Origin of the sequence: Streptomyces sp. NBC_01255 (genome assembly GCF_036226445.1) — a bacterium.
Classification (GTDB): domain Bacteria; phylum Actinomycetota; class Actinomycetes; order Streptomycetales; family Streptomycetaceae; genus Streptomyces.
Window position 1 is genome coordinate 4763866 of the sequence record NZ_CP108474.1, and the last position, 26526, is coordinate 4790391.

The window sequence follows — 26526 nt, forward strand, 5'->3', positions numbered from 1 at the left end:
GGGGGAAATGGCCGTTTCATACGCGTTCGCGGATACGCTCAGGGCCATGAGTTGGCTCCGGGCCCTGAAGGAGACCGCCCGCTCGGGGCTCACTGTCGAGCGCCCGCGGCTCGAACCCGTCATCGCCGCCCGCGGCGCCCTCGGACTCGCCCTCGTCGTCGGCCTCTCGCTCGCCCTCTTCGGCCCCGCCGTCGCCGTCTCCTCCGCCTTCGGCGCCTTCCAGGCGGCCATCGCCACCTTCCAGCGTTCCTGGCGACCCCGCCCCACCCTCGCCCTCGCCTCCGGCGCCAGCCTCGCCGTGTCGACGTTCCTCGGCTACGTCACCGGCGCCGGCGCGCACCCGGTCCTCTTCCTCGGCCTGCTCCTGCTCTGGACGTTCCTGTCGGGGCTGGCCTGGGCCGCCGGCCCCACCGCCGGCATCATCGCCTCCTCCAACGTGGCGATGATGCTCGTGACGGTCACCCTCCCCACCTCCGTCGCCGCCGCCGCCGGCCACGCCGCCATGATCTTCGCCGGCGGGGTCGTCCAGGCCGCCCTCGTCGTCCTCCTCCCCGTCCGCCGCTGGGGCGCCCAGCGCGACGCCCTCGCCGACGCGCTCGCCGCCGAGGCGGACTACGCCCGCCGCCTCCGCCACGACCCGGTCGCCCCCTTCGACCCCGTACCGCTCATGACCGCCCGCAACGCCGCCGCCGTGACCCCCCGCCAGGCCCGCAGCCGCCCGGCGGAGCTGCACGGCGCGCGCGGGCTCGCCGAGCGGATCCGGCCGGTCCTCGCCTCGCTCGCGGACCCGGCCGTCGGCGTGCCCGAGGAGGGACCGCAACGGGACCGCGTACGGGAACTGCTGGCCGCCGCCGGCGCCCTCCTCGACGCCGCCGCGCACGCGATCCGGCACGGCGAACCGGTCGCCCTCCCCCCGGCCGCCCTCGCCGCCCTCCGTACCCCCGACACGGGCGCGATCCTCTCCGGCCCTCCCCGCCGCGCCGCCGTCCGCCTCGCCGCCCTGCTCGGCGACGTCGTCGAGACGGCGGAACCCCGCACCGAGACGACGCCCGCGGGGACGACGCCCGCGGGGACGACGCCCGCGGGGACGACGCCCGCGGGGACGACGCCCGCGGGGACGACGCCCGCGGGGACGACGCCCGCGGGGACGACGCCCGCGGAGGGCACCGCCCGCGCCCGCCCGACCATGGTCCGGCTCGCGCCGATCGTCCTCGCGAAGATGCGTGCCGAGCTGCGCCCCGACTCCCCGATCCTGCGCCACGCCGTCCGCGTCTCGGTGGTCACGGCCGCCGGCTACCTCCTCGGCGCCGCGCTCCCCTTCGGCCACGGCTACTGGGCGCCGATGGCCTCCGTCATGGTGATGCGGCCGGACTTCACGCAGACGTACGCCCGCTCCGTGGCCCGCTTCGGCGGCACGCTCGTCGGCGTGGCGCTCGCGACGGCGGTCGTCCGGACGGCCCACCCGGGCCTGTACCTGTCCGCCGCGCTCGCGGTGCTGTGCGCCTTCGGCATGTACCTGCTGATGCGCACGGGATACGCGGTCGCCCAGGTCTGCGTCGCCGCGTACGTCGTCTTCCTGCTCGGCATGGACGGCGCCGGCCTCACCCAGACGGTCCGCGAGCGCGTGCTGCTGACCCTGCTCGGCGGGCTGCTCGCCATGCTCTCCTACGCCGTCTACCCGGCCTGGGAGACGCCCCGGCTGCGCGGCCGGCTCGCGGACTGGCTGACGGCGTCGGGCCGGTACGCCGCCGCCGTCGCCGCCCGGTACGCCGAACCCGCCGGCCAGTCCTCCCCCGACGTCCGGGAGGCGCTCCTCGCCGCCCGCGCCGCCCGCGTGGCCTGGCAGGAGGCGGTGGACAGGGCGACCCACGAGCCGGTACGCCACCGGGGGCTCTCGCACGCCACGGCGGAGGAGGCCGGGCACGCGCTGGCGGAGTTCGGCCGGGCGGCGATGCTCCTGGAGGCGCACCTGCCGGACCGCGGCGCCGCGCCGCTGCCCGCCGCCGCGACCCTCGCGGAGGCCCTGCGCCGGGCGACAGAGCAGGGAGCGAAGGACGTACGGGAACGCAGGGAGCCGCACTGGGACGACCTCCGGGAGACCGTCGCCGCCTGGTCGGCCGACCCGCCGGACCACTTCCTCCTCGACAAGGGCGCACGGCTGCTCCTCGACGCCCTGGACGAGCTCACGGAGGCACTGGCGGAGTCCACGCGGTCCCGGTAACGACCGTCCGCGCCGCGCCTCGTGGAGTGCCAAGGGGGCAGTGCCGACCCGCACGAATGTTCTGATACTCGGTCATAGGGTCACTCCCGTACGGTGATGGGTATGCAGCTCCGGTACTCGTTTCGCGTGTACCCGAACGGTCCGCAGCGTGCCGCGCTGGCTCGGGCGTTCGGGTGTACCCGGGTCGTGTTTAACGACGCGTTGCGCGTTCGTGAGGCCGCCCGCGCCGCGGGCGAACCATTCCCGAAAACCGGGGACCTGTCGAAGCTGCTGATCACCGAGGCGAAGAAGACTGGCGATCGGTCCTGGCTCGGTGACGTGTCCGCCGTGGTGTTGCAACAGTCCCTGAGGGACCTGGACACCGCCTACCGGAACTTCTTCGACGGCCTCAAGGGAAAGCGCCCGCATACGGGCGCACCCCGTTTCAAATCCCGCAAGGACAACCGGCAGGCCGTACGGTTCACCGCAAACGCCCGCTGGAGGATTACATCCAGCGGGGAACTGGCGCTCCCGAAGATCGGGGACGTGCGGGTGAAATGGTCCCGCGCTCTGCCCTCCCTGCCGTCCACGGTGACCGTGATCAAAGACGCGGCCGGGCGGTACTTCGCGTCCTTCGTCGTCGAGACCGATCCGACCCCGCTGCCCGAGACCGAATCCGTCGTCGGCATCGACCTGGGACTCGGACACTTCGCGGTCCTCTCGGACGGTACGAAGATCGACGCGCCGCGTTTTCTGCGCCGGGCGGAGAAGAAGCTCAAGAAAGCCCAGAAGGACCTGAGCCGCAAGGTGAAGGGATCGACCAACCGAGACAAGGCCAAGGGCAAGGTCGCCCGGGCACATGCACAGGTTGCCGACGCACGGCGCGAGTTTCACCACCAGCTCTCCACACGGGTCATTCGCGAGAACCAAGCGGTGGCGGTGGAGGACCTGGCGGTGAAAGGGCTCGCCCGTACGCGTCTGGCCAAGTCCGTGCACGACGCGGGCTGGGCCGCGTTCGTCGCGATGCTGGAGTACAAGGCGGCCCTGTTCGGCCGGACCTTCATCAGGATCGGACGCTTCGAGCCGACCAGCCAGGTGTGCTGTGTGTGCGGCGTCAAGGACGGCCCCAAGCCCCTGCACGTCCGTGTGTGGGAGTGCCAGGGATGCGGAGCCGTCCTGGACCGGGACATCAATGCGGCGGTCAATATCGCCAAGGCCGCCGGACTGGCGGTGTCAGCCTGTGGAGCGCAGGTAAGACCGGTACGCGTACCGGCGCAGCGCTGCGAAGCAGGAACCCACCGAGACGGTCGGCCGACCGTGGCAGGAATCCCCGCCCTTTAGCGCGGGGAGCGGAAGTCAATGGGAGGACCTCACCGAGCAGGAGATCGCGATGGTGCTCAACTGCTCGCTCGGCACGGTCAAGACGCACGCGAGACGCGGCCTGGCCGCGCTGCGCACCCACCCCCGGCTCGTCCGGAGCCCGCCGATGACCACCCCCGAAACCGCACCCGATCCGGACACCGGCCCCGCTGCCGCCCATGAGAGCGACACCGACACCGACACCGACGCCGAAGTCGACCGGATCCGCGAGGCGTTCGCGCGAGAGGCCTTCGGCGTCACCCCGAGCCCGGTGCCGCTGGAGGCCCTCCGGCGCGCGGGCCGGACGCTCCGCCGCCGCCGTACGGCGACCTTCTCGGCGCTGTCGGTCGTCGCGGCGGCGACGGCCGTGGCGGCGGTCGTCGCCGTGACGTACCCGAGCCCGTCCCCGCCGGCCCCATCCCCGGTGGCCGCCCCACCGGCCAAGGTCACCCCCCAGGTCCCGCCACCCACGTCCCGCGCCACGCCCACGCGGACGGCGGCGCGGACGCCGACGCCGGTCCGGGTCGTGGCCTCCGGCGAGCGCGTCGACGCCGGGAAGGGCTGGAAGATCTGGCTGACGTCCGAGGGCAAGCACTGGACGGGGCCGGACGGGTACGAGAACACCCGCAGCGTGACCGACGGCAACGTCGACACGGCCGCGCCCGGCGTGAGCCACCAGACCGAGGCGTCGGCGGCGGGCGCCTTCCACTCGGGCCTGTACTACGGGACCCGAGCGGTGGGCAGGGTCGAGCTCACGGGCTCCGGGGGCGGCAGGACCACCGCCACTCTGCTCGAACTGCCGGGCCGGCCCGGCTGGGGCGTCTGGTACGCGCACACCGGGCCGGCGGGCGGGGAGGCCTCCGTCGCGATGTACGACCGCGCGGGCAAGCTCCTCACGAGCCTCCCGGGCTGACCGCCGCCGCGTGGGGCCGCCCCTTCACCACGACGCCTTCCGCACCCCCGGCAGGAAGCCCGCGTGCGCCTGCTCCCTCATCCGGACCCGGGACAGCCCGAACCTCCGCAGGTGGCCCCGGGGTCTGCCGTCCACCGCGTCCCGGTTGCGTACCCGGGTCGCGCTCGCGTCCCGGGGCTGGCGGCCGAGTTCCCGTACCGCCGCCGCTCGGTCCGCGGCGGGGGTGGAGGGGCGGCGGACGATCTCCTTCAGCTCGGCCCGCCGCTCGGCGTACCGCGCCACGACGGTCTTCCGCCGCTCGTTGCGTGCGATCTTGCTGCGCTTGGCCATCAGACCGTCACCCCGCGCGCCCGGATGCGGGCCACGGCGGCCTCCACGCCGATGGCGTCGACGGTCTTGATCGCGCGGGCGCTGAGCGTGAGCCGGACGTACCGGCCCTCGCCGGCGAGCCAGTACCGCTTGCGCTGGATGTTGGGGTCGAAGCGCCGCGAGGTGCGCCGGTGGGAGTGCGAGATCCGGTTGCCGAATCCGGGCCGCGCGCCGGTCAGCTGGCAGTGGGCGGACAAGGGTGACCTACCTCTCCGTAGAGCTCTCCGCAGAGAAACCGTAGAAACTGGAAATGGGAACCATTTTCATTTACTCTACACGCCATGGCCCGCAACGAACTCCGCCCCCTCGTCAAACTCCGGTCCACAGCAGGCACCGGATTCACCTACGTCACCCGCAAGAACCGCCGCAACGACCCCGACCGCCTCACCCTGCGCAAGTTCGACCCGGTCGTCCGCCGCCACGTCGACTTCCGAGAGGAGCGCTGAGCCCCATGAAGCCCGGCATCCACCCCCCGTACGAGCCCGTCGTCTTCCGTGACAAGACCGGCGGCCTCGCCTTCCTCACCCGCTCCACCCTCACGAGTGACAAGACCGTGGAGTGGGAGGACGGGCGCACCTACCCCGTCGTCGACGTCGAGATCTCCTCGGCGAGCCACCCCTTCTACACGGGCACCGCGCGCGTGCTCGACACCGCCGGCCGCGTCGAGCGCTTCGAGAAGCGGTACGGACCGCGCGAGGCCCGCTGATGCTCACCGTCGCCCTCGTCGGAGGACTCCACTCCGACGCCCGCCGCGCCGCCGTGGACCGGCTCCTGGCCGACGTCCCCGGCGGCGTGGCGCTCCACCACGACCTCGCGACGGCCCCGGAGACCGGGACCGTCGCCCGTACCGTCCGGGACGCCACGGGCGTCCTGTCCACGGGCGAGACCCCGCTCGTCAACGACTGCGCCTGCTGCGCCCTGCGTGAGGACCTCGTCCCCGAGCTGGAGCGGCTCCGCGACTCCGGCCTCACCCGGCTCGCCGTCGTCGAGCTCTGGGACTCCGTCGAGCCCAAGGCGATGGCCGAGGTCGTCGCCGCCGCCGGGTTCCGCATCGGCGCCGTCGTCACCGCCGTCGACCCGGCGCTCCTCCTGCCGTACCTCGGCAACGGCGACGACCTCGCCGATGCCGGTCTCGCCGCGGCGGCCACCGACCGGCGTACCGTCGCCGACACCTGGGCGCGCCAGCTGGAGTACGCGCCCGTTCTCGCCGTCGCCGCGAGCCCCGAGGCCGACGCCGAGGACCTGGCCCTGCTCGACCAGCTCCACCCCACCGCCCGCCGGATCCCCGTCGAGGGCGGCGGTCTTGCCGCCGCGGTCTTCGCCGGCTTCGACGTGGAGGCCGCGGCCGCCGCCCAGCACCCGGCCTGCGCGCTGCTGCCGCAGGACGCGGACGAGCACGGCGTGGCCACGTACGTCTGGCGCCACCACCGGCCCTTCCACCCCGAGCGGCTCTGGTCCGCCCTGGAGGATCTGGCCTGCGCCGCCGCCCGCAGTCGCGGCCGCTTCTATCTGGCCGACCGGCCCGACACCCTGCTCGCGTGGGAGGCGGCGGGCGGCGCGCTCTGTGTGGAGAGCGCCGGTCCCTGGCTGGCGTCGCTGCCCGACGCGGCCTGGGAGATGGTCCCGCCGGTGCGGCGGGCCGCCGCGGCCCTCGACTGGCACCCGGAGCACGGTGACCGCTGCCAGCACCTGGTCTTCACCTCGCCCGGCCTGGACCGTGACGGCCTGGCCGAGCTTCTCGGCTCCTGTCTGCTCACGGACGCCGAGTACGCCGCCGGGCGCGAGTCCTGGAAGGGGCTCGCCTCCGCGTTCGACACCCTCCTGGAGGTCTGATCCATGCCCGCCAAGCCCCCGCGCAACTCCCCGCGCGACTCCCCGCGAAAGTCCGTGAAGGCGCGACCCAACCCACTCGACCGTGACGACGTCCTCTATGTCGACTACAAGGACACGGCCCTGCTGCGGACGTTCGTCTCCGACCGGGGGAAGATCAGGAGTCGTAGGGTGACCCGGGTGAGCGCGCAGCAGCAGCGGCAGATCGCGAGGGCCGTGAAGAACGCCCGTGAGATGGCGCTTCTGCCGTACTCCTCGGTAGCACGCTGAGTCGCGTAGCCACTACGCCACCCCTCGTGCACGTGCATCTGCTCATGCATTGGCATATGAACACAGCTATGATCCGAGGAAGTTGACACCTGCACCAAGCAATTCGGGGAGCTACCAGTGCATCATGCGCATCGCGCGTACAACGGCATGGCGGCCACGGAGCTGCGAGGCGTCGTGTGGCAGAAGAGCAGGCACAGCAACTCCCAGGGGTCCTGCGTGGAGTTCGCGAAGCTTCCGGGGGGAAACGTTGCCGTACGCAATTCGCGCCACCCCGACGGGCCCGCGCTCGTCTACACGCCGGCGGAGATAGAGGCGCTCCTGCTCGGCGTCAAGGACGGGGAGTTCGACCACTTGGTGTGAACCGGGTGTCACGACGGACATGAATGAAGGGCCCCGGCGGCGACCGCCGGGGCCCTTCATTCATGCATGTGCCCGTGTACCGCTACTGCTCCGGGCCGACCCGGAACAGCGCCCACACGACCTTGCCCTGGAGCGTCCCGGCGAGCGGGTGCCAGCCCCAGCTGTCGCTGAACGACTCCACCAGGAAGAGTCCGCGCCCCGACTCGGCGGCGAAGTCCTCCTCGCCGCCGCGTGCCTCCGGGCTCTCCCCGCTCGGGTCGCGCACGGCGCACACCAGGCGCGAGGCCCAGCGCATGAGGTGCAGCCTCACGGGCGGGTTCTGGCCGTCTTCCTGGGGCGCGTCGGCGGGTACCGCGTGCCGCAGCGCGTTGGTGACGAGCTCGGAGACGACCAGGGCCACATCGTCGAAGCGGTCGGTCATGTCCCAGCGGTCGAGCGTCGCGCTGGTGAACTTCCGGGCTCCGCGCACGGCTTCGAACCGGGCGGGCAGAGCGCAGGAAGCGGAGGTGGAGACGGCGCCGGGATCGATCGGCGGAAGGCCCTGCCGTAACGGCTCGAGCACGGTCGATCCATTCGTCCCCATGCGAGGCACTCCCGGGAATCGCGACTGTGGTGCGACAACACGACAACACGAACGAGTACGCGGCTGCGCGGGGTCCATGGTTCCGAATGCGACCACTGGATGCAAGGGCAGATGCACGTGCACGCGCCGGACCTGTCCGTCCCTGTGGTGAATCTGTGCATATCTTCTGCGGGTTGACGGGCGAATCCGCGTGTCCCCACCCTGGATGCGCCCCCCGATGCGCCCCGTTCCGTCGAGCAGGTGCCCGGAAGTCGCCCTCTTTCCGTAATCGAATGTGTACGCGCTGAAGCGTTTGGTGGCAGAATCCGGGGCTCGACGGGGGCTCGACACCGTAAAGGGGAGGCTGAGAGCCGTGACCGCAGTGACCGCAGGCGAATCGAGCGGAGCGAGCGGGAGCGTGGTCCGGCGCATCCTGCTCGGCTCCCAGCTGAGGAGGTTGCGCGAGTCGCGCGGAATCACCCGCGAGGCCGCCGGATACTCGATCCGCGCGTCCGAATCCAAGATCAGCCGTATGGAGTTGGGACGGGTGAGCTTCAAGGCCAGGGACATCGAGGATCTGCTCACGCTCTACGGAGTCGGCGACGAGACCGAGCGCGGCGCGCTCCTCGGGCTCGCCCGCGAGGCCAACGTCACCGGCTGGTGGCACAGCTTCGGCGACGTCCTGCCCGGCTGGTTCCCCACCTACATCGGACTCGAAGGCGCCGCCTCCCTCATCCGTGTCTACGAAGTCCAGTTCATCCACGGCCTGTTGCAGACCGAGGCGTACGCCCACGCCGTCGTCACCCGGGGCATGCCCGAGGCCCCGCGCGCCGAGATCGACCGCCGCGTCGCCCTGCGCCTGGAGCGCCAGAAGGTCCTCGTCTCCGAGCGGGCCCCGCAGTTCCACGCCGTCCTCGACGAGGCCGCGCTGCGCCGCCCCTACGGCGACCGCTCCGTCATGCAGGGGCAGTTGAGGCATCTCATCGAGATCTCCGAGCACCCCGGGGTCACGCTCCAGGTCATGCCCTTCAGCTTCGGCGGCCACGCCGGCGAGAGCGGCGCCTTCACGATGCTGAGCTTCCCCGAATCCGACCTCTCCGACATCGTCTACCTGGAGCAGCTCACCAGCGCCCTCTACGTCGACAAGCGCGAGGAGGTCGCCCAGTACCAGCGCGTGATGGAGCGTCTCCAGAAGGACAGTCCGGATCCGGCCGAAAGTCGGGACCTTCTCCGGGGACTCCTCCAACTCTCCTGACACATCAGTACGATGACGCCACATCAGTCTGATCGCGGGTAGCGGGTAGAGGGGTCTCCACCATGTCGCACTTCACCGACCTGGCCCACCAGTACATCGACGGCGAGTGGAAGCCGGGCAGCGGCTCGTGGGACATCATCGACTTCAATCCGTACACCGGGGAGAAGCTCGCGTCGATCACCATCGCCACCGTCGACGAGGTCGACCGCGCCTACCGGGCGGCCGAGCGCGCGCAGGCCGAGTGGGCCGCGACCAACCCGTACACGCGCCGGCTCGTCTTCGAGCGCGCGCTGCGGATCGTCGAGGACCGCGAGGCGGAGATCGCCGAGACGATCGTCGCCGAGCTCGGCGGCACCCGCCTCAAGGCCGCCTTCGAGCTGCACCTCGCCAAGGAGTTCCTGCGCGAGGCGGTCCAGCTGGCGCTGCGCCCCGAGGGCCGCATCCTGCCCTCGCCGGTCGACGGCAAGGAGAACCGCGTCTACCGCCTCCCGGTCGGTGTCGTCGGCGTCATCTCCCCCTTCAACTTCCCCTTCCTCCTCTCGATCAAGTCGGTGGCGCCCGCGCTCGCCCTCGGCAACGCCGTCGTCCTCAAGCCCCACCAGAACACCCCGATCTGCGGCGGCACGCTCGTCGCCAAGGTCCTGGAGGAGGCCGGCCTCCCGGCGGGCCTGCTGAACGTCGTCGTCACCGACATCGCCGAGATCGGCGACGCGCTCCTCACCCACCCCGTCCCGAAGGTCATCTCCTTCACCGGCTCCGACAAGGTCGGCCGCCACGTCGCCACGGTCTGCGCGCAGAACTTCAAGCACGCCGTCCTCGAACTCGGCGGCAACAGCGCCCTGATCGTCCTCGACGACGCCGACGTCGACTACGCGGTGGACGCGGCCGTCTTCAGCCGCTTCGTGCACCAGGGCCAGGTCTGCATGGCCGCCAACCGCATCCTGGTGGACCGCCGCCTGGAGGCGGAGTTCACCGAGAAGTTCGTGGCGAAGGTGAAGACGCTGCGGGTCGGCGACCCGGCCGACCCCGCCACCCACATCGGCCCGCTGATCAACTCCCAGCAGGCGGAGGCCGTCTCCTCGGTCGTCGAACAGGCGGTCGCGGCCGGCGCGACGGCGCTGCTGCACGGCTCGGTCGACGGGAACGTCGTCTCCCCGTCCGTCCTGGCCGGCATCCCGGCCGACTCGCCCGTGCTGAGCCAGGAGATCTTCGGCCCGGTGGCGCTCATCGTCCCCTTCGACGGCGAGGAGGAGGCCGTACGGATCGCCAACGACACCCCGTACGGGCTGAGCGGCGCCGTGCACACCGGGGACGTCGAGCGAGGCGTACGGGTCGCCCAGCGCATCCACACCGGCATGATCCACATCAACGACGGCACCGTGCACGACGAGCCGATCGTGCCCTTCGGCGGCGAGAAGCACTCGGGCATCGGGCGGCTCAACGGCGACGCGATGGTGGACGCCTTCACCACGCAGAAGTGGATCTCCATCCAGCACGGCCGGAGCCGTTTCCCCTTCTGATTCCCGTCTAGGACAGAAGCTGTCCGCAAGGGCCCGTAGTTTGAGGGGTGTCGGAAAGCTCCTGTACGGAAGGCGGACATCATGGTTGCTCTCGTTCCCACCGAGGCCCACGGCGACGAGCGCGGCGCGCTCCTCAACTTCATCGAGGCCCAGCGCGCCGCGATCCGCCGCTCGCTCCTCGGCCTCACCGAGGAGCAGGCGGCGAGCCGCCCCAGCGTCAGCGAGCTGAGCCTGTCCGGCCTGCTCAAGCACGTCGCCGAGGTGGAGCTGAACTGGCTCCGCCTCGCGCAGCAGCGGCCGAACGAGAAGCAGCGCACCCAGGAGACCTGGGGCGAGGGCTTCCGGCTCGTCGGGGACGAGACGATCCCGGAGATCGTGGAGTTCTGGGCGGGCGTGGCCAAGCAGACCGAGGACTTCGCCCGCTCGGTGCCGAGCCTGGACGACACCTTCCCGCTGCCGGAGGCGCCGTGGTTCCCGAAGGACGGCCGCGTGTCCGTGCGCTGGATGCTGCTCCACCTCGTCCAGGAGGCGGGACGGCACGCCGGGCACGCGGACGTCATCCGCGAGTCCCTGGACGGCAAGGGCTCCTTCGATCTGATCGCGCAGGAGCAGGGCCGGGGGTGACACCCCCGGCGTACCCTGGTCAAAATTGACTAGGGAGGTACGTGGGATGTCGGCGATCCGGCTGCTCGTCCTGGGCGCGGTGAAGATGCACGGCCGCGCCCACGGCTACCAGGTGCGCAACGACCTCGAGTTCTGGGGCGCGCACGAATGGTCCAACGCCAAGCCCGGCTCGATCTACCACGCGCTCAAGCAGATGGCGAAGCAGGGAATGCTGCACGCCCACGAGATCGCGCCGAGCGCGGTCGGCGGGCCGCCGCGCGTCGAGTACGAGCTGACGGAGCGGGGCGCGGAGGAGTACTTCGCGCTGCTCCGCGAGGCCCTGACCACGTACGACCAGAAGATGGACGTCCTGTCGGCCGGCATCGGCTTCATCGTGGACCTCCCCAGGGAGGAGGCGGCGGAGCTGCTGCGGCGGCGGGTGCGGGCGCTCGACGAGTGGCGGGCCGCGGTCACCGAGTACTACACGCCGGAGGGCGGTCCGGGGCAGCTCGGGCACATCGGCGAGATCATGCACCTCTGGGTGCACTCGGCCGACGCGGGCAAGGAGTGGACGCTCGGTCTGATCGAGCGGATCGAAGGCGGGGCGTACGTGTTCGCGGGTGAGGGCGATCCCTTCGTGGGCGTGCTCGCCGAGGGCGAGGAGAACCCGTTCGCGACGGGCTCTCCGGAGGACTCCGCCCAGGACTCCGTCGGCTAATCAAGGTTGACTAGCTGCCCGCGAGGGCATAACTTCCTTCGTCGGCGGCAGCTGGTCAAATTTGACTAAGGCGTTTTCGGGAGGAATCGGAATGAACAAGGAAGCGATCCTCGTGGAGGGCGCACGGAAGCGGTACGGGGAGAAGGACGCCCTGGCCGGGCTCGACCTGGCCGTCGGCCGCGGCACCGTCCACGGCCTGCTGGGCCCCAACGGCGCGGGAAAGACCACGACCGTACGGATCCTGGCCACCCTGCTGCGCCACGACGAGGGCCTGGTGCGGGTCGCGGGCCACGACGTACGGACCGAGGCCCGGGAGGTGCGCCGGCGGATCGGGCTGCTCGGACAGCACGCCGCCCTCGACGAGGAGCTGGGCGGCCGGCAGAACCTGGAGATGTTCGGCAGGCTCCACCACCTGGGCGCGCGGGGCGCCGGGGCGCGGGCCGACGAGCTCCTGGAGCGCTTCGGCCTCACGGACACCGGCCGCAAGCCGGTCAAGCAGTTCAGCGGCGGCATGCGGCGGAGGCTCGACCTGGCGGCCTCGCTGATCACCGAACCCGAGGTGCTCTTCCTCGACGAGCCGACGACCGGGCTCGACCCGCGCGGCCGCGGCGAGGTGTGGGAGTCGGTGCGCTCCCTGGTCGGCGGGGGCACGACGGTCCTGCTCACGACGCAGTACCTGGAGGAGGCCGATCGGCTCGCCGACCGGATCTCGGTGGTGGACCAGGGGCGGGTCGTCGCCGACGGCACGGCCGACGAGCTCAAGGCGCGGGTCGGCGCCGACCGCATCGACGTGGTCGTCCGGGACGCGGCACGGCTCGACGAGGCGGCCGCGCTGCTGCCGGCCGCGCGGGCGGAGGTGAGCGTGGACGCCGACCGGCGGCTTCTCAGCGCGCCGGTGGCGGACCGCATGGCCTCGCTCACCGAGACCGTCCGGGCCCTCGGGGCGGCGGGGATCGAGGCGGAGGACATCGCGCTGCGGCGGCCGACGCTGGACGAGGCCTTCCTGCGGCTGACGGGCCAGGACGCCGAGCGGGAGACGGCAGATCGGGGCGATCGGGAGAAGCGCGAGAAGGAGGTGGCGGCATGAGCGCCGCGTACGTGGTGAGCGACTGCTGGACGATGACCCGCCGGGAGCTCGCCCACTGGGCGCGTCAGCCCGTGCAGGTCCTGGTCGGGCTCGTGTTCCCGGTGATGATGCTGCTGATGTTCGGCTACCTCGTCGGCGGCGGGCGGGCCGTCGACGGCGACTACGTCGACTACCTCGTGCCGGGCATGCTCGCCCTGACGATGGTCTTCGGGCTCGAAGGCACCATGACGGCGGTGACGCAGGACCTGAACAAGGGCGTGATCGACCGGTTCCGGGCGATGCCGATGACCGACGGGGCCGTCCTGGTCGGGCGGGCGGCCGCCGACATGCTCCAGTCGACCGTCGGGCTCCTCGTGATGGTGGGCGTGGGATACGCGATCGGCTGGCAGGCCACCGGTGGGGTCGGGAGCTTCCTGGGGGCGCTGGGGCTGCTGCTCCTGCTGCGCTTCGCGATGCTCTGGATCGGGATCTTCCTCGCCCTGGTCGCGGGGCGCGCGGAGCTGGTGCAGGCGGTGCAGATCCTGGTCTGGCCCGTCGGGTTCCTCTCCAACGCCTTCGCCTCACCGGACTCGATGCCGGGGTGGCTCGGCACGGTCGTGGAGTGGAACCCGATGTCGGCGACCGCGACGGCGGTACGCGAACTCTTCGGCAATCCGGGCGGCGAACCGGGGCACGTCATGGCGGCGGTGGTGTGGCCGCTGGTGCTCCTCGCGGTCTTCTTCCCGCTGGCGGTGCGGAGGTTCGGGCGGCTCGGAAAGTAGCGGCGCGGAGGTGGGAACCCGAAGGCGGTGAGCGGTGTATTGAAAGCAGTGGTTCACCGCGAACCGCCCGAGGGGCAAGGGGGATCGTGCGATGCGCAGGCTCGTGGGAGCGGCCGGCGCCGTCGTGGCGCTGGTGTTGGTGGTACTGACGGGGTGTACGGGGACGGGCGGGAGCGATCGTCCTCTGGGGGCGCCAGGGGGCTCGGCATCGGCTTCCCCGCACCCGAGGGGGGTGTTCGGGGCGCCGCCCCGGATGCCGTCCTCGCCGGGGCTGCCCGGGTGGGCGCACAGTCTGGGCTTCGCGCGGGACGGCAGCGGGTTCGCGCTGCTCGCCGAGTGCGAGGGCGACCCGGCGGCGGGGACCGGGTCCTGCCGGCAGCACGTGGCCGTGCGGGACGCGGGGGCGAAGGAGTGGGTGCTGCGGCGGTCGCCGCTGCCCGACACAGCGATGCCGGAGGGCGTCTCGGCGCATCTGCTGGCCCTCGGGCCGGGCAGGGCGCTCGTCGAGGACGGCGGTTCCGGGCCGGACGCCCGGACCTGGTTCACCCGGGACGGCGGCCGGAACTGGCGGGCGGGCGACCGGCGTACGGTCGGCACGACCCCGGACATACCGGCGGGGGCGGTGCTCACCGCCGACTGCGCGGCGCCCGCCGGGGCCCTGCCCGACGACTGCGACAGGAAGCGTCTCGTCGTGGTCTCGCCGCAGGACGGGCGGCGCAGGGCGCTGGCCCGGGTGCCGCTCCTCGGGGCGCAGCCGCGGCCGGCGGAGCAGCCGGAGCCCGACGGGTCCTGGTGGGTCTCGGGGGCGGACCCGCTGTCCGGGCGGGCGGCGGTCGCCGTCTCCCGGGACGCGGGCCGGAGCTGGACGGTGAGCCGGCTGCCCAGTCCCGCTGTGGGCCCCGGGTGGTACACGGCGGTGGCGGTCGGTCAGGACGCGGTGTACGCGGCGGAGATGGGGGAGCTGACGGGCGGCGAGCCCGTCAAGAACCCGATGCGGGCGCTGCACCGCTCCGTGGACGGGGGCCGGACGTGGCAGCGGATGTGGACGACGGGGCGGGAGCGGGAGCCCCGGACGCTGCTGGGGCTGCCGGTCCCGGGGCCCGGCGGCCGGGTGGAGATCGGCGGGGAGCTGTCGGGGCACGGGAGCGTGGACGGCGGGCGCACCTTCGTCCGGCTCGGTGACGGCTCGTACTTCACCCGCCGCACCCCGCTGGGACTGCTGCGGGAGCAGGCCCCCTGTCAGTACGCGCTGACCGCGGACGGGGTGCGGTGGTCGGAGTTCCTGCTGGCCTGCGAGGACGGGGAGCCCTGAGGCTCCCCGTCGGGCTCAGTGGTGGAAGGAGGTCGCCGCGCCCTTGTCGTGGGTGAACGGCTGGGACTGGCGCCGCAGTTCGGGCAGCAGTCGGCTCAGGTCCTCGACGAACAGTTCGGCGAGGTCGGCCGAGAAGCCGTTGCGGCAGACCACGCGCAGGACGGACAGGTCCTCGCGGTTGACGGGGAAGGTGTAGGCGGGGACCAGCCAGCCCCGTTCGCGCAGCCGCCGGGAGACGTCGAAGACGTCGAAGGAGGTGACGTCGGGTGCGGTGGTGAAGGCGAAGACGGGTAGTTGGTTTCCGCGGGTGAGGAGCTGGAAGTCGCCCATGGCCTCGATGCGTTCGGAGATGCCCCGGGCGACGTCACGGGAGGTCTGCTGCACCACCCGGTAGCCTTCCCGGCCGAGCCTCAGGAAGGTGTAGTACTGCGCGACGACCTGGGCGCCCGGCCGGGAGAAGTTGAGGGCGAAGGTGGGCATGTCGCCGCCCAGGTAGTTGACCCGGAAGACGAGGTCCTCGGGGAGTTCGGCGGGCGAGCGCCACAGTGCCCAGCCGACGCCCGGGTAGACCAGGCCGAACTTGTGGCCGGAGGTGTTGATCGAGGAGACGCGGGGGAGGCGGAAGTCCCACACCAGGTCCTCGTCGAGGAAGGGGGCGATCATGGCGCCGGAGGCTCCGTCGACGTGGACGGGGATGTCGAGGCCGGTGCGTTCCTGGAGGGCGTCCAGGGCGGCGCAGATCTCGGCGACCGGTTCGTAGGAGCCGTCGAAGGTGGAGCCGAGGACGGCGACGACGCCGATGGTGTTCTCGTCGCAGAGCGCGGCGGCGGACTCGGCGTCGAGGTGGAAGCGGTCGCCCTCCATGGGGACGAGCCGGGGCTCGACCTCCCAGAAGTTGCAGAACTTGTCCCAGCAGACCTGGACGTTGACGCCCATCACCAGATTGGGGCGGGCGCCGCCTGCGTAACGGTCGGCGTTCCGCTTGGCCCAGCGGCGCTTGAGCGCCATGCCGGCGAGCATGCAGGCCTCGCTGGAGCCGGTGGTGGAGCAGCCGACGGCCGTGGTCGGGTCCGGGGCGTTCCACAGGTGGGCGAGCATGGCGACGCAGCGGCGCTCCAGTTCGGCGGTGCGCGGGTACTCGTCCTTGTCGATCATGTTCTTGTCGCGGCACTCGCCCATCAGGACGGCGGCCTGGGGCTCCATCCAGGTGGTGACGAAGGTGGCGAGGTTGAGCCGGGAGTTGCCGTCGAGCATCAGCTCGTCGTGGACGAGCTGGTAGGCGCTCATCGGGGGCAGCGGCCCGTCCGGGAGCTGGTGGCGCGGTGGGGCCTCGGTCATGCCGCCGATGGGATCGGCTTCCCCGAAGAAGGGGTTGAGCGCGAGCCGGCGCTCGTGTTGGGGCGCGGAGGCGTCGGGACCCTGGTGCAGCGGCATGGGGGATTCCTTCTGTCCGGGTTGGGCGGTGGGGGTGGGGGGTCAGTGCAGGGATTTGCCCTCGTCGTCGAGTTCGAGCTGGGGGCGTCCGGTGACGATCAGCCAGGCCGGGAGGGTGGCCAGGCAGAGCACGGCGAGCATCGCGGGGGAGGGGGCGAGGACGGCCCCGGTGAAGAGGCTGATCCAGCCCAGCCGGGTGGTGGCGAGCAGGACGCCGAGGACGGCGGAGGAGACGGCGACGGCGGGGTGGACCTCGGGGACGAGCGCCTGGGCGAGCAGTCCGAAGGCGGCCCCGATGAAGACGGCGGGGAAGATGCGGCCGCCCCGGAAGCCGCAGGAGGCGGCGACGAGGAGGGCGAGGAGTTTGACCACGGCCAGCTTGGCCAGTTCGCCGGAGGACCAGCTGCCGATCGAGGAGGTGAGCTCCTTGACCTGCTCCAGCCCCTTGAAGAGGGTCAGCTGCCCGCCGAGGGCGCCCAGGAGGCCGAGGACGAGCCCGCCGAGGGGCAGCATCAGCATCGGGTGGCGCAGGCGCTTGAAGGCGGCGTGGAGGTAGGGGAAGAGGTAGCAGGAGGCGAGGCCGAAGACGGCCGCGGCGGAGGCGATGACCAGGGCTGCGAGGAGGTCGCCCCAGCCGGGGTCGGTCAGCGGCGGCAGCCCCATGTCGAAGGTCGGCTCGGCGAGCAGCTCCGTGGTCATCGATCCGGCGCCGGCGGCGACGAGCGGCAGGAAGAGCCGGTCCCAGAGGGAGCCGCGGCCCGGCTGCCCCACCAGGGCCTCGGAGATGACGAGGGCGGCGGCCACCGGCGTACCGAAGAGGGCGCCGATGGTGGCGGCCGAGGCGAGGGCGACCCAGGCGGCGGCGGGCACCGTGGGCTGGGCCTTGCGGCCGACCCAGTAGGTGAGGGCGATGTTGGCCGTGATGATCGGATACTCGGGGCCGAGGCTGACCCCGCCGGCCAGGGCGAAGGTGGCCGCGACCAGCAGGCCCGGCACCACACCGGGGGCGAGTGGCGCCCCGCCGAGACCTCCGGAGGCCGGGTCGGGGCCGGCGTGTCCCGGCACCTTCCACACGACGAGGCCCACGGCGATACCGGTCGCGGTGAGCATGATGATGATCCAGAGGGAGGAGTAGCCGCCGATGCCGAGGGCGTCCGGCAGGTCGTTCCAGAGCACTCCCTGGAACTCCTCCGCGAGGGCGCTGACCCCCAGGAGCACCAGGCTCGCCGCGACGCCGATCGCGAGCGCGGGCGGGATCTGCCGTAGCTGGACCGGGTGGGGGGACTCCGCGGGGGAGGGTGACGGCGCGGGCGGAACATGATCAGTGGCCACCGCCCCACCATAAGTGCGCAAAAGCCGCATAACATCCCGAGGTGTGGCCGGAACGGGCCCGTACGGCCCTGCATCTCACGCCGCGTCACGTCAGGCCGCAGCCGCCACGACGGCGCGGCGCCCGAGCCCGCGGGCGGGGATCCGCGGGTCGGGTCCGCGGCCGGGCCGGCCACCGGGTCCGTCGGCTCAGGCGCGGGGCGCGATCACGACGGCCGTGCCGTAGGCGCAGACCTCCGTGCCCACGTCCGCCGCCTCCGTCACGTCGAAGCGGAACATCAGCACGGCGTTCGCACCGCGCGCCTGGGCCTGTTCCACCAGCCGTTCCATCGCCTGGTTGCGGGTCTGGACCAGCGTCTTCGTCAGACCCTTCAGCTCGCCGCCGATCATCGACTTCAGCCCCGCGCCGATCTGGCTGCCCAGGTGGCGCGAGCGCACGGTGAGCCCGAAGACCTCACCGATGACCTGCCGGACCTCATAGCCCGGCACGTCGTTCGTCGTCACGACCAGCACGTCAGGGTGCGGACCCTGGCCGCCTCCGTACTCCTCGATGCCCATCGGCATACACCTCCTGGCCTCCCACCCTCCGGGCCGGGAGCCCGCTCCGCATCCCGTGGGATCCGGGTGGAACCGGTCGGGTCCCGTCCACGTTGATAGCTTGGGGCGAGCCGTCCCCCATGCCCCCACTGACCGCAGGAGCCCGGAACCCGTGAACACGCTTGCCCTCGGACCGAGCTGGCTGGACCCCGACTTTCTGATCGACACCTTTGGTCCGATCGGTGTCCTGGCCATCGTCTTCGCCGAGTCCGGCCTCCTGATCGGGTTCTTCCTGCCCGGCGACTCGCTGCTTTTCACCACCGGCCTGCTGATCACGACCGGCAAGCTGGACATGCCGCTGTGGCTGATGTGCACGCTGATCGTGGCCGCGGCGGTCATCGGCGACCAGGTCGGCTACCTCTTCGGCCGGAAGGTCGGCCCGGCGCTCTTCACACGCCCCAACTCCAAGCTCTTCAAGCAGGAGAACGTCGAGAAGGCGCACGAGTTCTTCGAGAAGCACGGCCCGAAGTCGCTGATCCTGGCCCGCTTCGTCCCCATCGTGCGGACCTTCACGCCGATCATCGCCGGCGTCAGCAAGATGAACTACCGCCAGTTCATCACGTTCAACATCATCGGCGGTGTGCTGTGGGGCGCGGGCGTGACCCTGCTCGGCGCCTCCCTCGGCAAGGTCGAATTCGTGCACCAGCACATCGAGGCGATCCTCGTCGGGATCGTCCTCCTCTCCGTGGTCCCGATCGTGATCGAGTACCTCCGGGCCCGCTCCCAGTCCAAGAAGGCCAAGGCCGACGGCGACCACGGCGACCAGACCGGCCACGGGGGCCACGGCGGGCACGACGCCCCCGGCACCCCCAACCCCCCGGCCTCCCCCCGCGGCCGCCACGCCAAGCGCTAGGACGAGCCCGGAGAACGAGCCCGGAGAAGACGCTAGAAGCCCCTGGTGCGCTTCGCGGCCCGACGGGCCGACGCCGCACCGGGGGCCTGCATGAAGAGGCGCGCCAGCTCGCCTCCCAGGTTCACGCCGATCGCGATCGCCAGGGCCAGGGCCGCCGCCTTCGCCAACGAGGCGAAGCCCTGGTCCAGATTGTTCTGGGCGATCGCGAGCACCCCGAAGTACGTCGCCGAACCAGGCAGCAGCGGGCCGATCGCCGCCGTCACGTACGGCAGCGACGACGTGTGGTGATACCGCGCGATCAGCTGCCCGAAGAGCCCCACCAGGCCCGCCGCCACGGCCGTCGCCATCACCGTCGAACCCTCCGCCGTCACCGCGATCGACGCGTAGATCACCCACGCCACCCCGCCGTTCAGCGTCGCGAAGAGCACCGTCGCCCGCGACTGCTGCAACAGGATCGCGAAGGTCGCGCACAGCACCATCGACGCCAGGATCTGCGTCACCGGCCGCTCCACCGCCCGCAGCGCGCCCTCCGGGTTCAGCTGCGCGTCGAACTGCACCGCGACGTACAGCACGGACAGCACGCCCACCACGATCGCGACGAAGAAGTACGCGACCTCCAGCAGCCGCGCCGACGCCGTGATGTAGAAACCGGTCAGACCGTCCTGCACGGCCGCCACCAGCGCCCGCCCCGGAATCAGCGCGAACAGACCACCGGTGATCACCGCCGAAGGCCGCAGCTCCGCGTGGAGCATCGTCAGGAGCACGCCCATCGCCGCCGGCGGCATCGCCGCCACCAGGAACTGGTAGAACTCCGGCAGCCCGCGCCCCGCGCACAGCCACGCCAGCCGGTCGCCGAGCACCGCGCCCAGCGCCGCCACGAAGAAGACCGTCAGGCCGCCGCCGAGCAGCACCGAGGCCGCACCCGCCAGCACCCCCGCCGCCGCCGTGAGGACCCACCCCGGATACGGATGCCGGTTCCGCCGTATCTCCGCGAGCCTCCGGTACGCCTCCTCGGGCGTCACCTCGTGCGCCTGCGCGTTGATGTCGGCGAGCAGCGTGTACACCGCCGCGAGCCGCGTGTAGTCCGTGCCCCGCCGCCGTACCGTCCGGTTCGCCGTGACCGGGTCGTCCACGAGCGACGGCTGGTACGTGACGGACAGCAGGGTGAAGGTCACCGTCGGCTCGACCCGGTCCAGACCGTACGAGCGGCAGATCACGAACATCGCCGCCTCGACGTCCTCCGCGCCCTCCCCGCCCGCGAGCAGCAGCTCGCCGATGCGCAGGGTCAGGTCGAGGACACGCGGCACCGAAGGCCCCGCCTCGTCCTCCTTGCGCGGCGCCTCCGGCACCGGCCGCTCACCCACCGGCAGCCGGAGCATGGTCCGCATCTGGTCCTGCCACGGAGCGTTGTGCGGCAGCCGCACCAGGGGCACCCCGTACGCCGGGGTGAACGCGGGCGGCGAGTCCTTCGCCGTGTACGTGGCCGGCGTCGCGAACGCCGAACCCTCCTGCTCGGCCGGCGGCTCCGCCGTAAGACCCGGCGGCAGCGCGAACTCGGAGGTCGGATGCTCCTCCTCCGGCGGCGCGGGCTGCTCCACCCCGGCCGGTGGGACGAACGCGCTCCGCGCCTCGTCCGACTGCGGCTTCCGGTCCTCCGGAGCATCGTCCGGGGCACCCTTCGAGCCGTCCGGCTCCGCCACCACTCTGTCCGCCTCACTGCCTCGGGAACCGTGGCTTCCAGTATGAGTGTGCGACAGATGCGATCGGTGTGCGACGGATGTACGAAAGAGTGCGGCGGATGTACGAAGGGTGCGACGGATGCACGAAAGGCGGCGCACCCCCGAAGAGGTGCACCGCCCGTCACACGATCAGAAGATCAGTCCCGCCGAGCCGTGGGCTCAGTGGCCGCCCTGCTCCTTGGCACGCGCGTAGGACTTCTCGATCTCTTCCTCGGCCTCGGCGCGACCGACCCAGTCCGCACCCTCGACCGACTTGCCCGGCTCCAGGTCCTTGTAGACCTCGAAGAAGTGCTGGATCTCCAGACGGTCGAACTCCGACACGTGGTGGATGTCCCGCAGGTGCTCCATCCGCGGGTCGGTGGCCGGGACGCACAGCAGCTTGTCGTCGCCGCCCGCCTCGTCCGTCATGCGGAACATGCCGATGGCGCGGCACTTGATCAGGCAGCCCGGGAAGGTGGGCTCGTCGAGGATGACGAGCGCGTCCAGCGGGTCGCCGTCCTCGCCGAGGGTGTTCTCGACGTAGCCGTAGTCGGTCGGGTAGGCCGTCGACGTGAAGAGACGACGGTCCAGGCGGATGCGACCCGTCTCGTGGTCGACCTCGTACTTGTTCCGCGATCCCTTGGGGATCTCGATGAGAACGTCGAACTCCACGGGTGGCTCCTCCTGAATCAACACAAGTGAATGCTCGCGACGACGCGCGGTGATTAAGTGTCCCTCACGGACGACCGTGATCGCGAAAGGGGCTGGTCATCTCATGCCGGAGCCGAGGAAGTGGCAGCTCACGGCGGGCTCCGCCGCCCTCGGTCTGGCACTGGCCGCCGTGGCGGTGACCGCGGCAGGCCCATGGGACTCGGGTCAGCGTACGGCCGAGCGGGCCCGCGCCGCCGCCCCCTCGACGGGTGGCGCACGTCACGCCCCGCCCCCGGCCCCCGCCGCACCCCACCGCCCCGCACCCCACCGCCCCGCGCCCGCGCCCAGCGCCCCCGGCGTCCTCCCCGCACTCCACGCCCCGGCCGCCGCCGGGCGCCCCGCGGACCTCGCCGCCACCCTCGTACCGCTCCTCGCCGACCCCGGCCTCGGCCCCCTCCGCACGGCCTCCGTCGTCGACACCGCCACCGGCACCCAGCTGTACGGCGAAGGCGCCGGCACCCCCATGACCCCCGCCTCCACCGTCAAGATCGCCACCGTCGCCGCCGCGCTCTCCGCCCTCGGCCCCGACCACCGCATCCCCACCACCGTCACCGCCTCCGCCGACGGCCGCACCGTCACCCTCACGGGCGGCGGCGACCCCACCCTCGACCCGGCCCGCCTGAAGCGCCTCGCCGCCGACACCGCCCGCGCCCTCACGGCCCGCGGCCACACCGCCCCCGTACGGCTCACCTACGACACGAGCCTCTACCAGGGCCCCGAGCTCCACCCCATCGGCCCCAACGAGAACCTCGCCCCCGTCACGGCCCTCATGACCCGCGAGGGACGCCTCGACAAGAGCAGCAGCGGCCCCGCGCCCCGCACCGCCGACCCGGCCGGCGACACCGCCACCGCCTTCGCCGCCCTCCTCACCGACGCCGGCGTCAAGGTCACCGGAGCACCCACACCCGCACCGGACACCGACCGCGCCCCGAAGACGACGCCCACCCCGAAGACCACGCCCACCCCGAAGACCACCCCCGCCGCCCCGAAGGTCACCGCCCCCCTCGCCGTCACCCACTCCGCCCCCCTCGCCGACCTCGCCGAACGCACCCTCACCCACAGCGACAACGACCTCGCCGAGGCCCTCGCCCGGCAGACCGCGATCGCCCACAAGCAGCCCGCGAGCTTCGAGGGCGCCGGGAAGGCCGTACGGGACGAACTCGCCGAGCTCGGCCTCCCCCTCGCCGGCGCCCGCTTCGCCGACGGCAGCGGACTCGACCGCCGCGACCGCGTCTCCGCCGCCCTGCTCACCGCCCTCCTCACCCGCGCGGCCGACCCCGCGCACCCCGCCCTCCGCCCGGTCCTCACCGGCCTGCCCATCGGCGGCTTCACCGGCACCCTCGCCGGCCGCTTCGACATCGCCCCCGCCACCGCAGGCGCCGGACTCGTCCGCGCCAAGACCGGCACCCTCACGGGCGTCAACACCCTCGCCGGCACCGTCGTCACCGCCGACGGACGACTCCTCGCCTTCGCGTTCCTCGCCGGCAGCACCCTCTCCCCGTACGAGGCCCAGCCCGCCCTCGACCGGCTCTCCGCAGCCCTCGCCGGCCAGAACTGACCACCACCCGACCCGCACCGAAACCCGAACCGAACCCGCACCGATCGGGCGCCGAGACCGTACGGTTGACGCATGACGAGCATCGGTGGCGCAGGCACATCCGGGATGGTCGACTGGAACCTCGCGGTCGCGACCGCGACCCGCCTCGTGCGGCCCGGACCCGAAGTCAGCCGCGACGAGGCCCGCGAGGTCGTCGCCGAACTCCGCAAGCACGCCAAAGTCTCCGAGCAACACGTCCGCGCCTACACCCGGATGCTCCCCGAGGGCGCCGACGTCCACGACACCCCCGTCCTCGTCGTCGACCGCGCCGGCTGGATCAAGGCCAACGTCGCCGGCTTCCGCGAACTCCTCACCCCACTCCTCGGCAAGATGCAGGAACGCCGCTCGACCACCCCCGGGAACGCCGTCCTCGGCGCCGTCGGCGGCAAGGTCACCGGCGTCGAACTCGGCATGCTCCTGTCCTTCCTCGCCTCCCGCATCCTCGGCCAGTACGAGACCTTCGCCCCTGCCACCCGCGACCTCCCCGCAGGCGCAAACGGCGGCGGACGCCTCCTCCTCGTCGCCCCCAACATCGTCCACGTCGAACGCGAACTCGACGTCTCGCCCCACGACTTCCGGCTCTGGGTCTGCCTCCACGAGGAGACCCACCGCACCCAGTTCACCGCCGTCCCCTGGCTCCGCGACCACCTCCAGGGCGAGATCCAGTCCTTCCTCGCCGCCACCGAGGTCGACCCCGGCACCGTCGTCGAACGCCTCCGCGAAGCCGCCCAGGCCCTCGTCGGCGGCCGCCCCGAGGGCGAGCAGGGCGAACCCGCCCCCTCCCTCGTCGAAATCGTCCAGACCCCCGAGCAGCGCGAGATCCTCGGCCGCCTCACCGCCGTCATGTCCCTCCTCGAAGGCCACGCCGACTACGTCATGGACGGCGTCGGCCCCGAAGTCGTCCCCTCCGTCGCCGAGATCCGCGAGAAGTTCCAGCAGCGCCGCGCCCGCGGCGCCTCCCGCCTCGACCTCGCCCTGCGCAAGCTCCTCGGCCTCGACGCCAAACTCCGCCAGTACCGCGACGGCGAGCGCTTCGTCCGCGCCGTCGTCGACCAGGTCGGCATGGACGGCTTCAACCGCGTGTGGACCTCCCCCAACACGCTCCCCACCAAGTCCGAGATCGCCGCCCCCGCCGACTGGATCGCGAGGGTGCACCGTAAGGCAGACTCGTGAGACAGGTGCGCCGGACGGCGTAGGGACACGGGAGAACAACCCGCCAATCACCCATCCGAGGGACCCTGACCATGGGGTGAGGCGTGCAATGCTCGGGTAACGGCCGGGTTTCTGTCACCATCGACGCACTCTGAGTGACCGAAACCCCCTTTCCGACCGTTAAGACTCCGACCGAGGCACCCCACCCCATCACGAAGGGCACCGGACATGGGTCCCCATCCTGCGGTCGCGGCGATACGCCTGGCGGTCCGCCGCGTACTCCACGACGTTCTCACCGAGCACCAGACCGACCTCACCACCGCGCACGACGGACGCGAACCCCTCGTGCTCGTCGCCTGCTCCGGCGGCGCCGACTCGATGGCGCTCGCCTCCGCACTCGCCTTCGAGACCCGCAAACTTCCCGTACGCGGCGGCGGCATCACCGTCGACCACGGCCTCCAGGACGGCTCCGACACCCGGGCCACCGAGGTCGCCGGACGCATGACCGCCCTCGGCCTCACCCCCGTCGAGGCCGTCACCGTCACCGTCGGCCGCGAAGGCGGACCCGAGGCCGCCGCGCGCGACGCGCGCTACACCGCCCTCGACGCCGCCGCCGAGCGCCACGGAGCCGCCGCGATCCTCCTCGGCCACACCCGCGACGACCAGGCGGAAACCGTCCTCCTCGGCCTCGCCCGCGGCTCCGGCATCCGCTCCCTCTCCGGCATGGCCGCCGTCTCCGGCGCCGCCGGCCGCTACCGCCGCCCCTTCCTCCAGCTCGACCGCCACACGATCCGCAAGGCCTGCATCGCGCAGGAACTCGCCGTCTGGGACGACCCCCACAACAGCGACCCCGCGTACACCCGCTCCCGAATCCGCCACGAGGGCCTCCCCGCCCTGGAGAAGGCCCTCGGCAAGGGCGTCGTCGAAGCCCTCGCCCGTACGGCCCAGCTCTCCCGGGACGACGCCGACGCCCTCGACACCTGGGCCGCCGACGCCGAGACCTCCGTACGCGACGAGGCGGGCACCCTGGAGTGCGCCAAGCTCTTCGGCCTGCCCTCCGCCGTACGCCGCCGCGTCCTGCGCCGCGCCGTCATCGCCGAGGGCGCCCCCGCCGGCTCCCTCTTCGCCCGCCACATCGAGGAAGTCGACCGGCTCATCACCGGCTGGCGCGGCCAAGGGGCCATCAACCTGCCCGGACGCGTCGAAGCCCGCCGCCAGGGTGGCAGACTGGTCATCCGGCAAGGCTGACGCACGCTGCAACGAAAGTGACCCGGGTGAACGAGAAGGACATGGGCACCGACCTCCAGTCGGTGCTCATCACCAAGGAAGAGATCGACGCCAAGCTGGCAGAGCTGGCCGCGAAGATCGACGCGGAATACGCGGGCAAGGACCTGCTCATCGTCGGCGTCCTCAAGGGCGCGGTGATGGTGATGGCGGACCTGGCTCGCGCCCTGTCCACCCCCGTCACCATGGACTGGATGGCCGTCTCCTCCTACGGCGCCGGCACCCAGTCCTCCGGCGTCGTCAGGATCCTCAAGGACCTCGACACCGACATCAAGGGCAAGCACGTCCTGATCGTCGAGGACATCATCGACTCCGGCCTGACCCTGTCCTGGCTGCTGTCGAACCTCGGCTCCCGCGAGCCCGCCTCCCTGGAGGTCTGCACCCTCCTGCGGAAGCCCGAGGCGGCCAAGGTCGCGATCGACGTCAAGTGGATCGGCTTCGACATTCCCAACGAGTTCGTCGTCGGCTACGGCCTCGACTACGCGGAGAAGTACCGGAACCTTCCGTTCGTCGGCACGCTCGCCCCGCACGTCTACGGCGGCTGATCACCAGCCGATCACCCGGCTGTACGGGGAACCCGCACCGCCTTCCCTCCGTTGAACCACGGGAAGGCGGTCGCGGGCGACGATGCTGAGGTACCGTCCGAAGAACAGCTTTTTCACATAGCAGCACTCATGCAGCTCTCACAGCAGCATTTTCCTACGGGCAGGAGGGACGGGGCGTTCTCGCTCC

General features: G+C 72.0%; 28 protein-coding genes. 20 read left to right on the forward strand and 8 right to left on the reverse strand.

Annotated elements, in window-relative coordinates; translation table 11 throughout:
* Positions 1-46: 46 nt before the first annotated feature.
* The 3 genes from OG357_RS21415 (at position 47) to OG357_RS38860 (ending at position 4472) form a co-directional block, all read left to right on the forward strand.
* Positions 47-2221 carry an FUSC family protein gene (locus OG357_RS21415; RefSeq protein WP_329622679.1) on the forward strand — a complete coding sequence of 725 codons (2175 nt, stop codon included), beginning with the start codon at positions 47-49 and terminating at the stop codon, positions 2219-2221.
* 102 nt (positions 2222-2323) lie between these two features.
* Complete coding sequence (locus OG357_RS21420) at positions 2324-3541, forward strand: RNA-guided endonuclease InsQ/TnpB family protein (protein WP_329622680.1); 1218 nt, start codon at positions 2324-2326, stop codon at positions 3539-3541.
* A 49-nt stretch (positions 3542-3590) separates the two neighbouring features.
* Positions 3591-4472, forward strand: a complete 882-nt coding sequence (locus OG357_RS38860) for a hypothetical protein (protein WP_443066709.1) — start codon at positions 3591-3593, stop codon at positions 4470-4472.
* Between the two features lie 24 nt (positions 4473-4496).
* Here the strand turns inward: OG357_RS38860 and rpsN are convergent, their stop codons facing one another.
* Positions 4497-4802 carry a 30S ribosomal protein S14 gene (rpsN, locus tag OG357_RS21430; RefSeq protein ID WP_317596602.1) on the reverse strand — a complete coding sequence of 102 codons (306 nt, stop codon included), beginning with the start codon at positions 4800-4802 and terminating at the stop codon, positions 4497-4499.
* Positions 4802-5038, reverse strand: a complete 237-nt coding sequence (rpmB, locus tag OG357_RS21435; RefSeq protein WP_329622681.1) for a 50S ribosomal protein L28 — start codon at positions 5036-5038, stop codon at positions 4802-4804. Before rpmB ends, rpsN begins: the two co-directional genes overlap by 1 nt.
* A gap of 84 nt (positions 5039-5122) precedes the next feature.
* Here rpmB and rpmG point away from each other — a divergent pair, with 84 nt between their 5' ends.
* From rpmG to OG357_RS21460, 5 genes are all read left to right on the forward strand, one after another.
* Positions 5123-5287 carry a 50S ribosomal protein L33 gene (gene rpmG / locus OG357_RS21440; protein WP_329622682.1) on the forward strand — a complete coding sequence of 55 codons (165 nt, stop codon included), beginning with the start codon at positions 5123-5125 and terminating at the stop codon, positions 5285-5287.
* 5 nt (positions 5288-5292) lie between these two features.
* Complete coding sequence (locus tag OG357_RS21445) at positions 5293-5547, forward strand: type B 50S ribosomal protein L31 (RefSeq protein ID WP_329622683.1); 255 nt, start codon at positions 5293-5295, stop codon at positions 5545-5547.
* Entirely contained in the window at positions 5547-6674 is a 1128-nt protein-coding gene (locus OG357_RS21450) for a CobW family GTP-binding protein (RefSeq protein WP_329622684.1), read from the forward strand. The genes OG357_RS21445 and OG357_RS21450 overlap by 1 nt, the downstream gene beginning before the upstream one ends.
* A gap of 3 nt (positions 6675-6677) precedes the next feature.
* Positions 6678-6941 (forward strand): 30S ribosomal protein S18, encoded by a 264-nt coding sequence (gene rpsR / locus OG357_RS21455; protein ID WP_329622685.1) that lies wholly within the window; start codon positions 6678-6680, stop codon positions 6939-6941.
* A 147-nt stretch (positions 6942-7088) separates the two neighbouring features.
* Positions 7089-7301, forward strand: coding sequence for a DUF397 domain-containing protein (locus OG357_RS21460; protein ID WP_030219358.1), 213 nt, complete (start codon positions 7089-7091; stop codon positions 7299-7301).
* Positions 7302-7383: 82 nt separating this feature from the next.
* Here OG357_RS21460 and OG357_RS21465 read toward each other — a convergent pair whose 3' ends face one another.
* A complete protein-coding gene (locus tag OG357_RS21465; RefSeq protein WP_329622686.1) occupies positions 7384-7884 on the reverse strand; it encodes an ATP-binding protein in 501 nt (166 codons plus the stop codon).
* Positions 7885-8245: 361 nt separating this feature from the next.
* Between OG357_RS21465 and OG357_RS21470 the strand changes: the two genes are divergently transcribed.
* The 7 genes from OG357_RS21470 to OG357_RS21500 all read left to right on the forward strand — a co-directional run bounded on the left by OG357_RS21470 (position 8246) and on the right by OG357_RS21500 (position 15119).
* Positions 8246-9118, forward strand: a complete 873-nt coding sequence (locus tag OG357_RS21470) for a helix-turn-helix domain-containing protein (protein ID WP_329625651.1) — start codon at positions 8246-8248, stop codon at positions 9116-9118.
* Between the two features lie 62 nt (positions 9119-9180).
* Entirely contained in the window at positions 9181-10638 is a 1458-nt protein-coding gene (locus tag OG357_RS21475; RefSeq protein ID WP_329622687.1) for an aldehyde dehydrogenase family protein, read from the forward strand.
* 81 nt (positions 10639-10719) lie between these two features.
* Positions 10720-11262: a DinB family protein gene (locus OG357_RS21480; RefSeq protein ID WP_329622688.1), complete on the forward strand. Its 543-nt coding sequence runs from the start codon at positions 10720-10722 to the stop codon at positions 11260-11262.
* A gap of 46 nt (positions 11263-11308) precedes the next feature.
* A complete protein-coding gene (locus OG357_RS21485) occupies positions 11309-11959 on the forward strand; it encodes a PadR family transcriptional regulator (RefSeq protein ID WP_329622689.1) in 651 nt (216 codons plus the stop codon).
* 91 nt (positions 11960-12050) lie between these two features.
* Positions 12051-13046, forward strand: coding sequence for an ATP-binding cassette domain-containing protein (locus OG357_RS21490; protein WP_329622690.1), 996 nt, complete (start codon positions 12051-12053; stop codon positions 13044-13046).
* The gene (locus OG357_RS21495) at positions 13043-13807 is read left to right on the forward strand and encodes an ABC transporter permease (RefSeq protein WP_329622691.1); all 765 of its coding nucleotides are present in this window, start codon (positions 13043-13045) and stop codon (positions 13805-13807) included. The genes OG357_RS21490 and OG357_RS21495 overlap by 4 nt, the downstream gene beginning before the upstream one ends.
* A 253-nt stretch (positions 13808-14060) precedes the next feature.
* A complete protein-coding gene (locus tag OG357_RS21500; RefSeq protein WP_329622692.1) occupies positions 14061-15119 on the forward strand; it encodes an exo-alpha-sialidase in 1059 nt (352 codons plus the stop codon).
* Between the two features lie 15 nt (positions 15120-15134).
* Here the strand turns inward: OG357_RS21500 and OG357_RS21505 are convergent, their stop codons facing one another.
* From OG357_RS21505 to OG357_RS21515, 3 genes are all read right to left on the reverse strand, one after another.
* Complete coding sequence (locus OG357_RS21505; RefSeq protein ID WP_329622693.1) at positions 15135-16553, reverse strand: glutamate decarboxylase; 1419 nt, start codon at positions 16551-16553, stop codon at positions 15135-15137.
* A gap of 42 nt (positions 16554-16595) precedes the next feature.
* On the reverse strand, positions 16596-17885 hold the full coding sequence (locus tag OG357_RS21510; protein WP_329622694.1) for an ion channel protein: 1290 nt from the start codon (positions 17883-17885) through the stop codon (positions 16596-16598).
* Positions 17886-18071: 186 nt separating this feature from the next.
* A complete protein-coding gene (locus OG357_RS21515; RefSeq protein WP_329622695.1) occupies positions 18072-18440 on the reverse strand; it encodes a YbjQ family protein in 369 nt (122 codons plus the stop codon).
* Between the two features lie 151 nt (positions 18441-18591).
* Here OG357_RS21515 and OG357_RS21520 point away from each other — a divergent pair, with 151 nt between their 5' ends.
* On the forward strand, positions 18592-19332 hold the full coding sequence (locus tag OG357_RS21520; protein WP_329622696.1) for a DedA family protein: 741 nt from the start codon (positions 18592-18594) through the stop codon (positions 19330-19332).
* Positions 19333-19364: 32 nt separating this feature from the next.
* Here OG357_RS21520 and OG357_RS21525 read toward each other — a convergent pair whose 3' ends face one another.
* Positions 19365-21035, reverse strand: coding sequence for a threonine/serine exporter family protein (locus OG357_RS21525; protein ID WP_329622697.1), 1671 nt, complete (start codon positions 21033-21035; stop codon positions 19365-19367).
* Positions 21036-21230: 195 nt separating this feature from the next.
* The gene (locus tag OG357_RS21530; RefSeq protein WP_056652730.1) at positions 21231-21722 is read right to left on the reverse strand and encodes an inorganic diphosphatase; all 492 of its coding nucleotides are present in this window, start codon (positions 21720-21722) and stop codon (positions 21231-21233) included.
* 103 nt (positions 21723-21825) lie between these two features.
* Here OG357_RS21530 and dacB point away from each other — a divergent pair, with 103 nt between their 5' ends.
* The 4 genes from dacB to hpt all read left to right on the forward strand — a co-directional run bounded on the left by dacB (position 21826) and on the right by hpt (position 26339).
* Positions 21826-23319, forward strand: a complete 1494-nt coding sequence (gene dacB / locus OG357_RS21535) for a D-alanyl-D-alanine carboxypeptidase/D-alanyl-D-alanine endopeptidase (protein WP_329622698.1) — start codon at positions 21826-21828, stop codon at positions 23317-23319.
* Between the two features lie 72 nt (positions 23320-23391).
* A complete protein-coding gene (locus OG357_RS21540) occupies positions 23392-24531 on the forward strand; it encodes a zinc-dependent metalloprotease (protein ID WP_317596571.1) in 1140 nt (379 codons plus the stop codon).
* Between the two features lie 207 nt (positions 24532-24738).
* Positions 24739-25758 (forward strand): tRNA lysidine(34) synthetase TilS, encoded by a 1020-nt coding sequence (gene tilS / locus OG357_RS21545; protein WP_329622699.1) that lies wholly within the window; start codon positions 24739-24741, stop codon positions 25756-25758.
* A 41-nt stretch (positions 25759-25799) separates the two neighbouring features.
* Positions 25800-26339, forward strand: a complete 540-nt coding sequence (hpt, locus tag OG357_RS21550; RefSeq protein WP_030219931.1) for a hypoxanthine phosphoribosyltransferase — start codon at positions 25800-25802, stop codon at positions 26337-26339.
* Positions 26340-26526 lie beyond the last annotated feature (187 nt).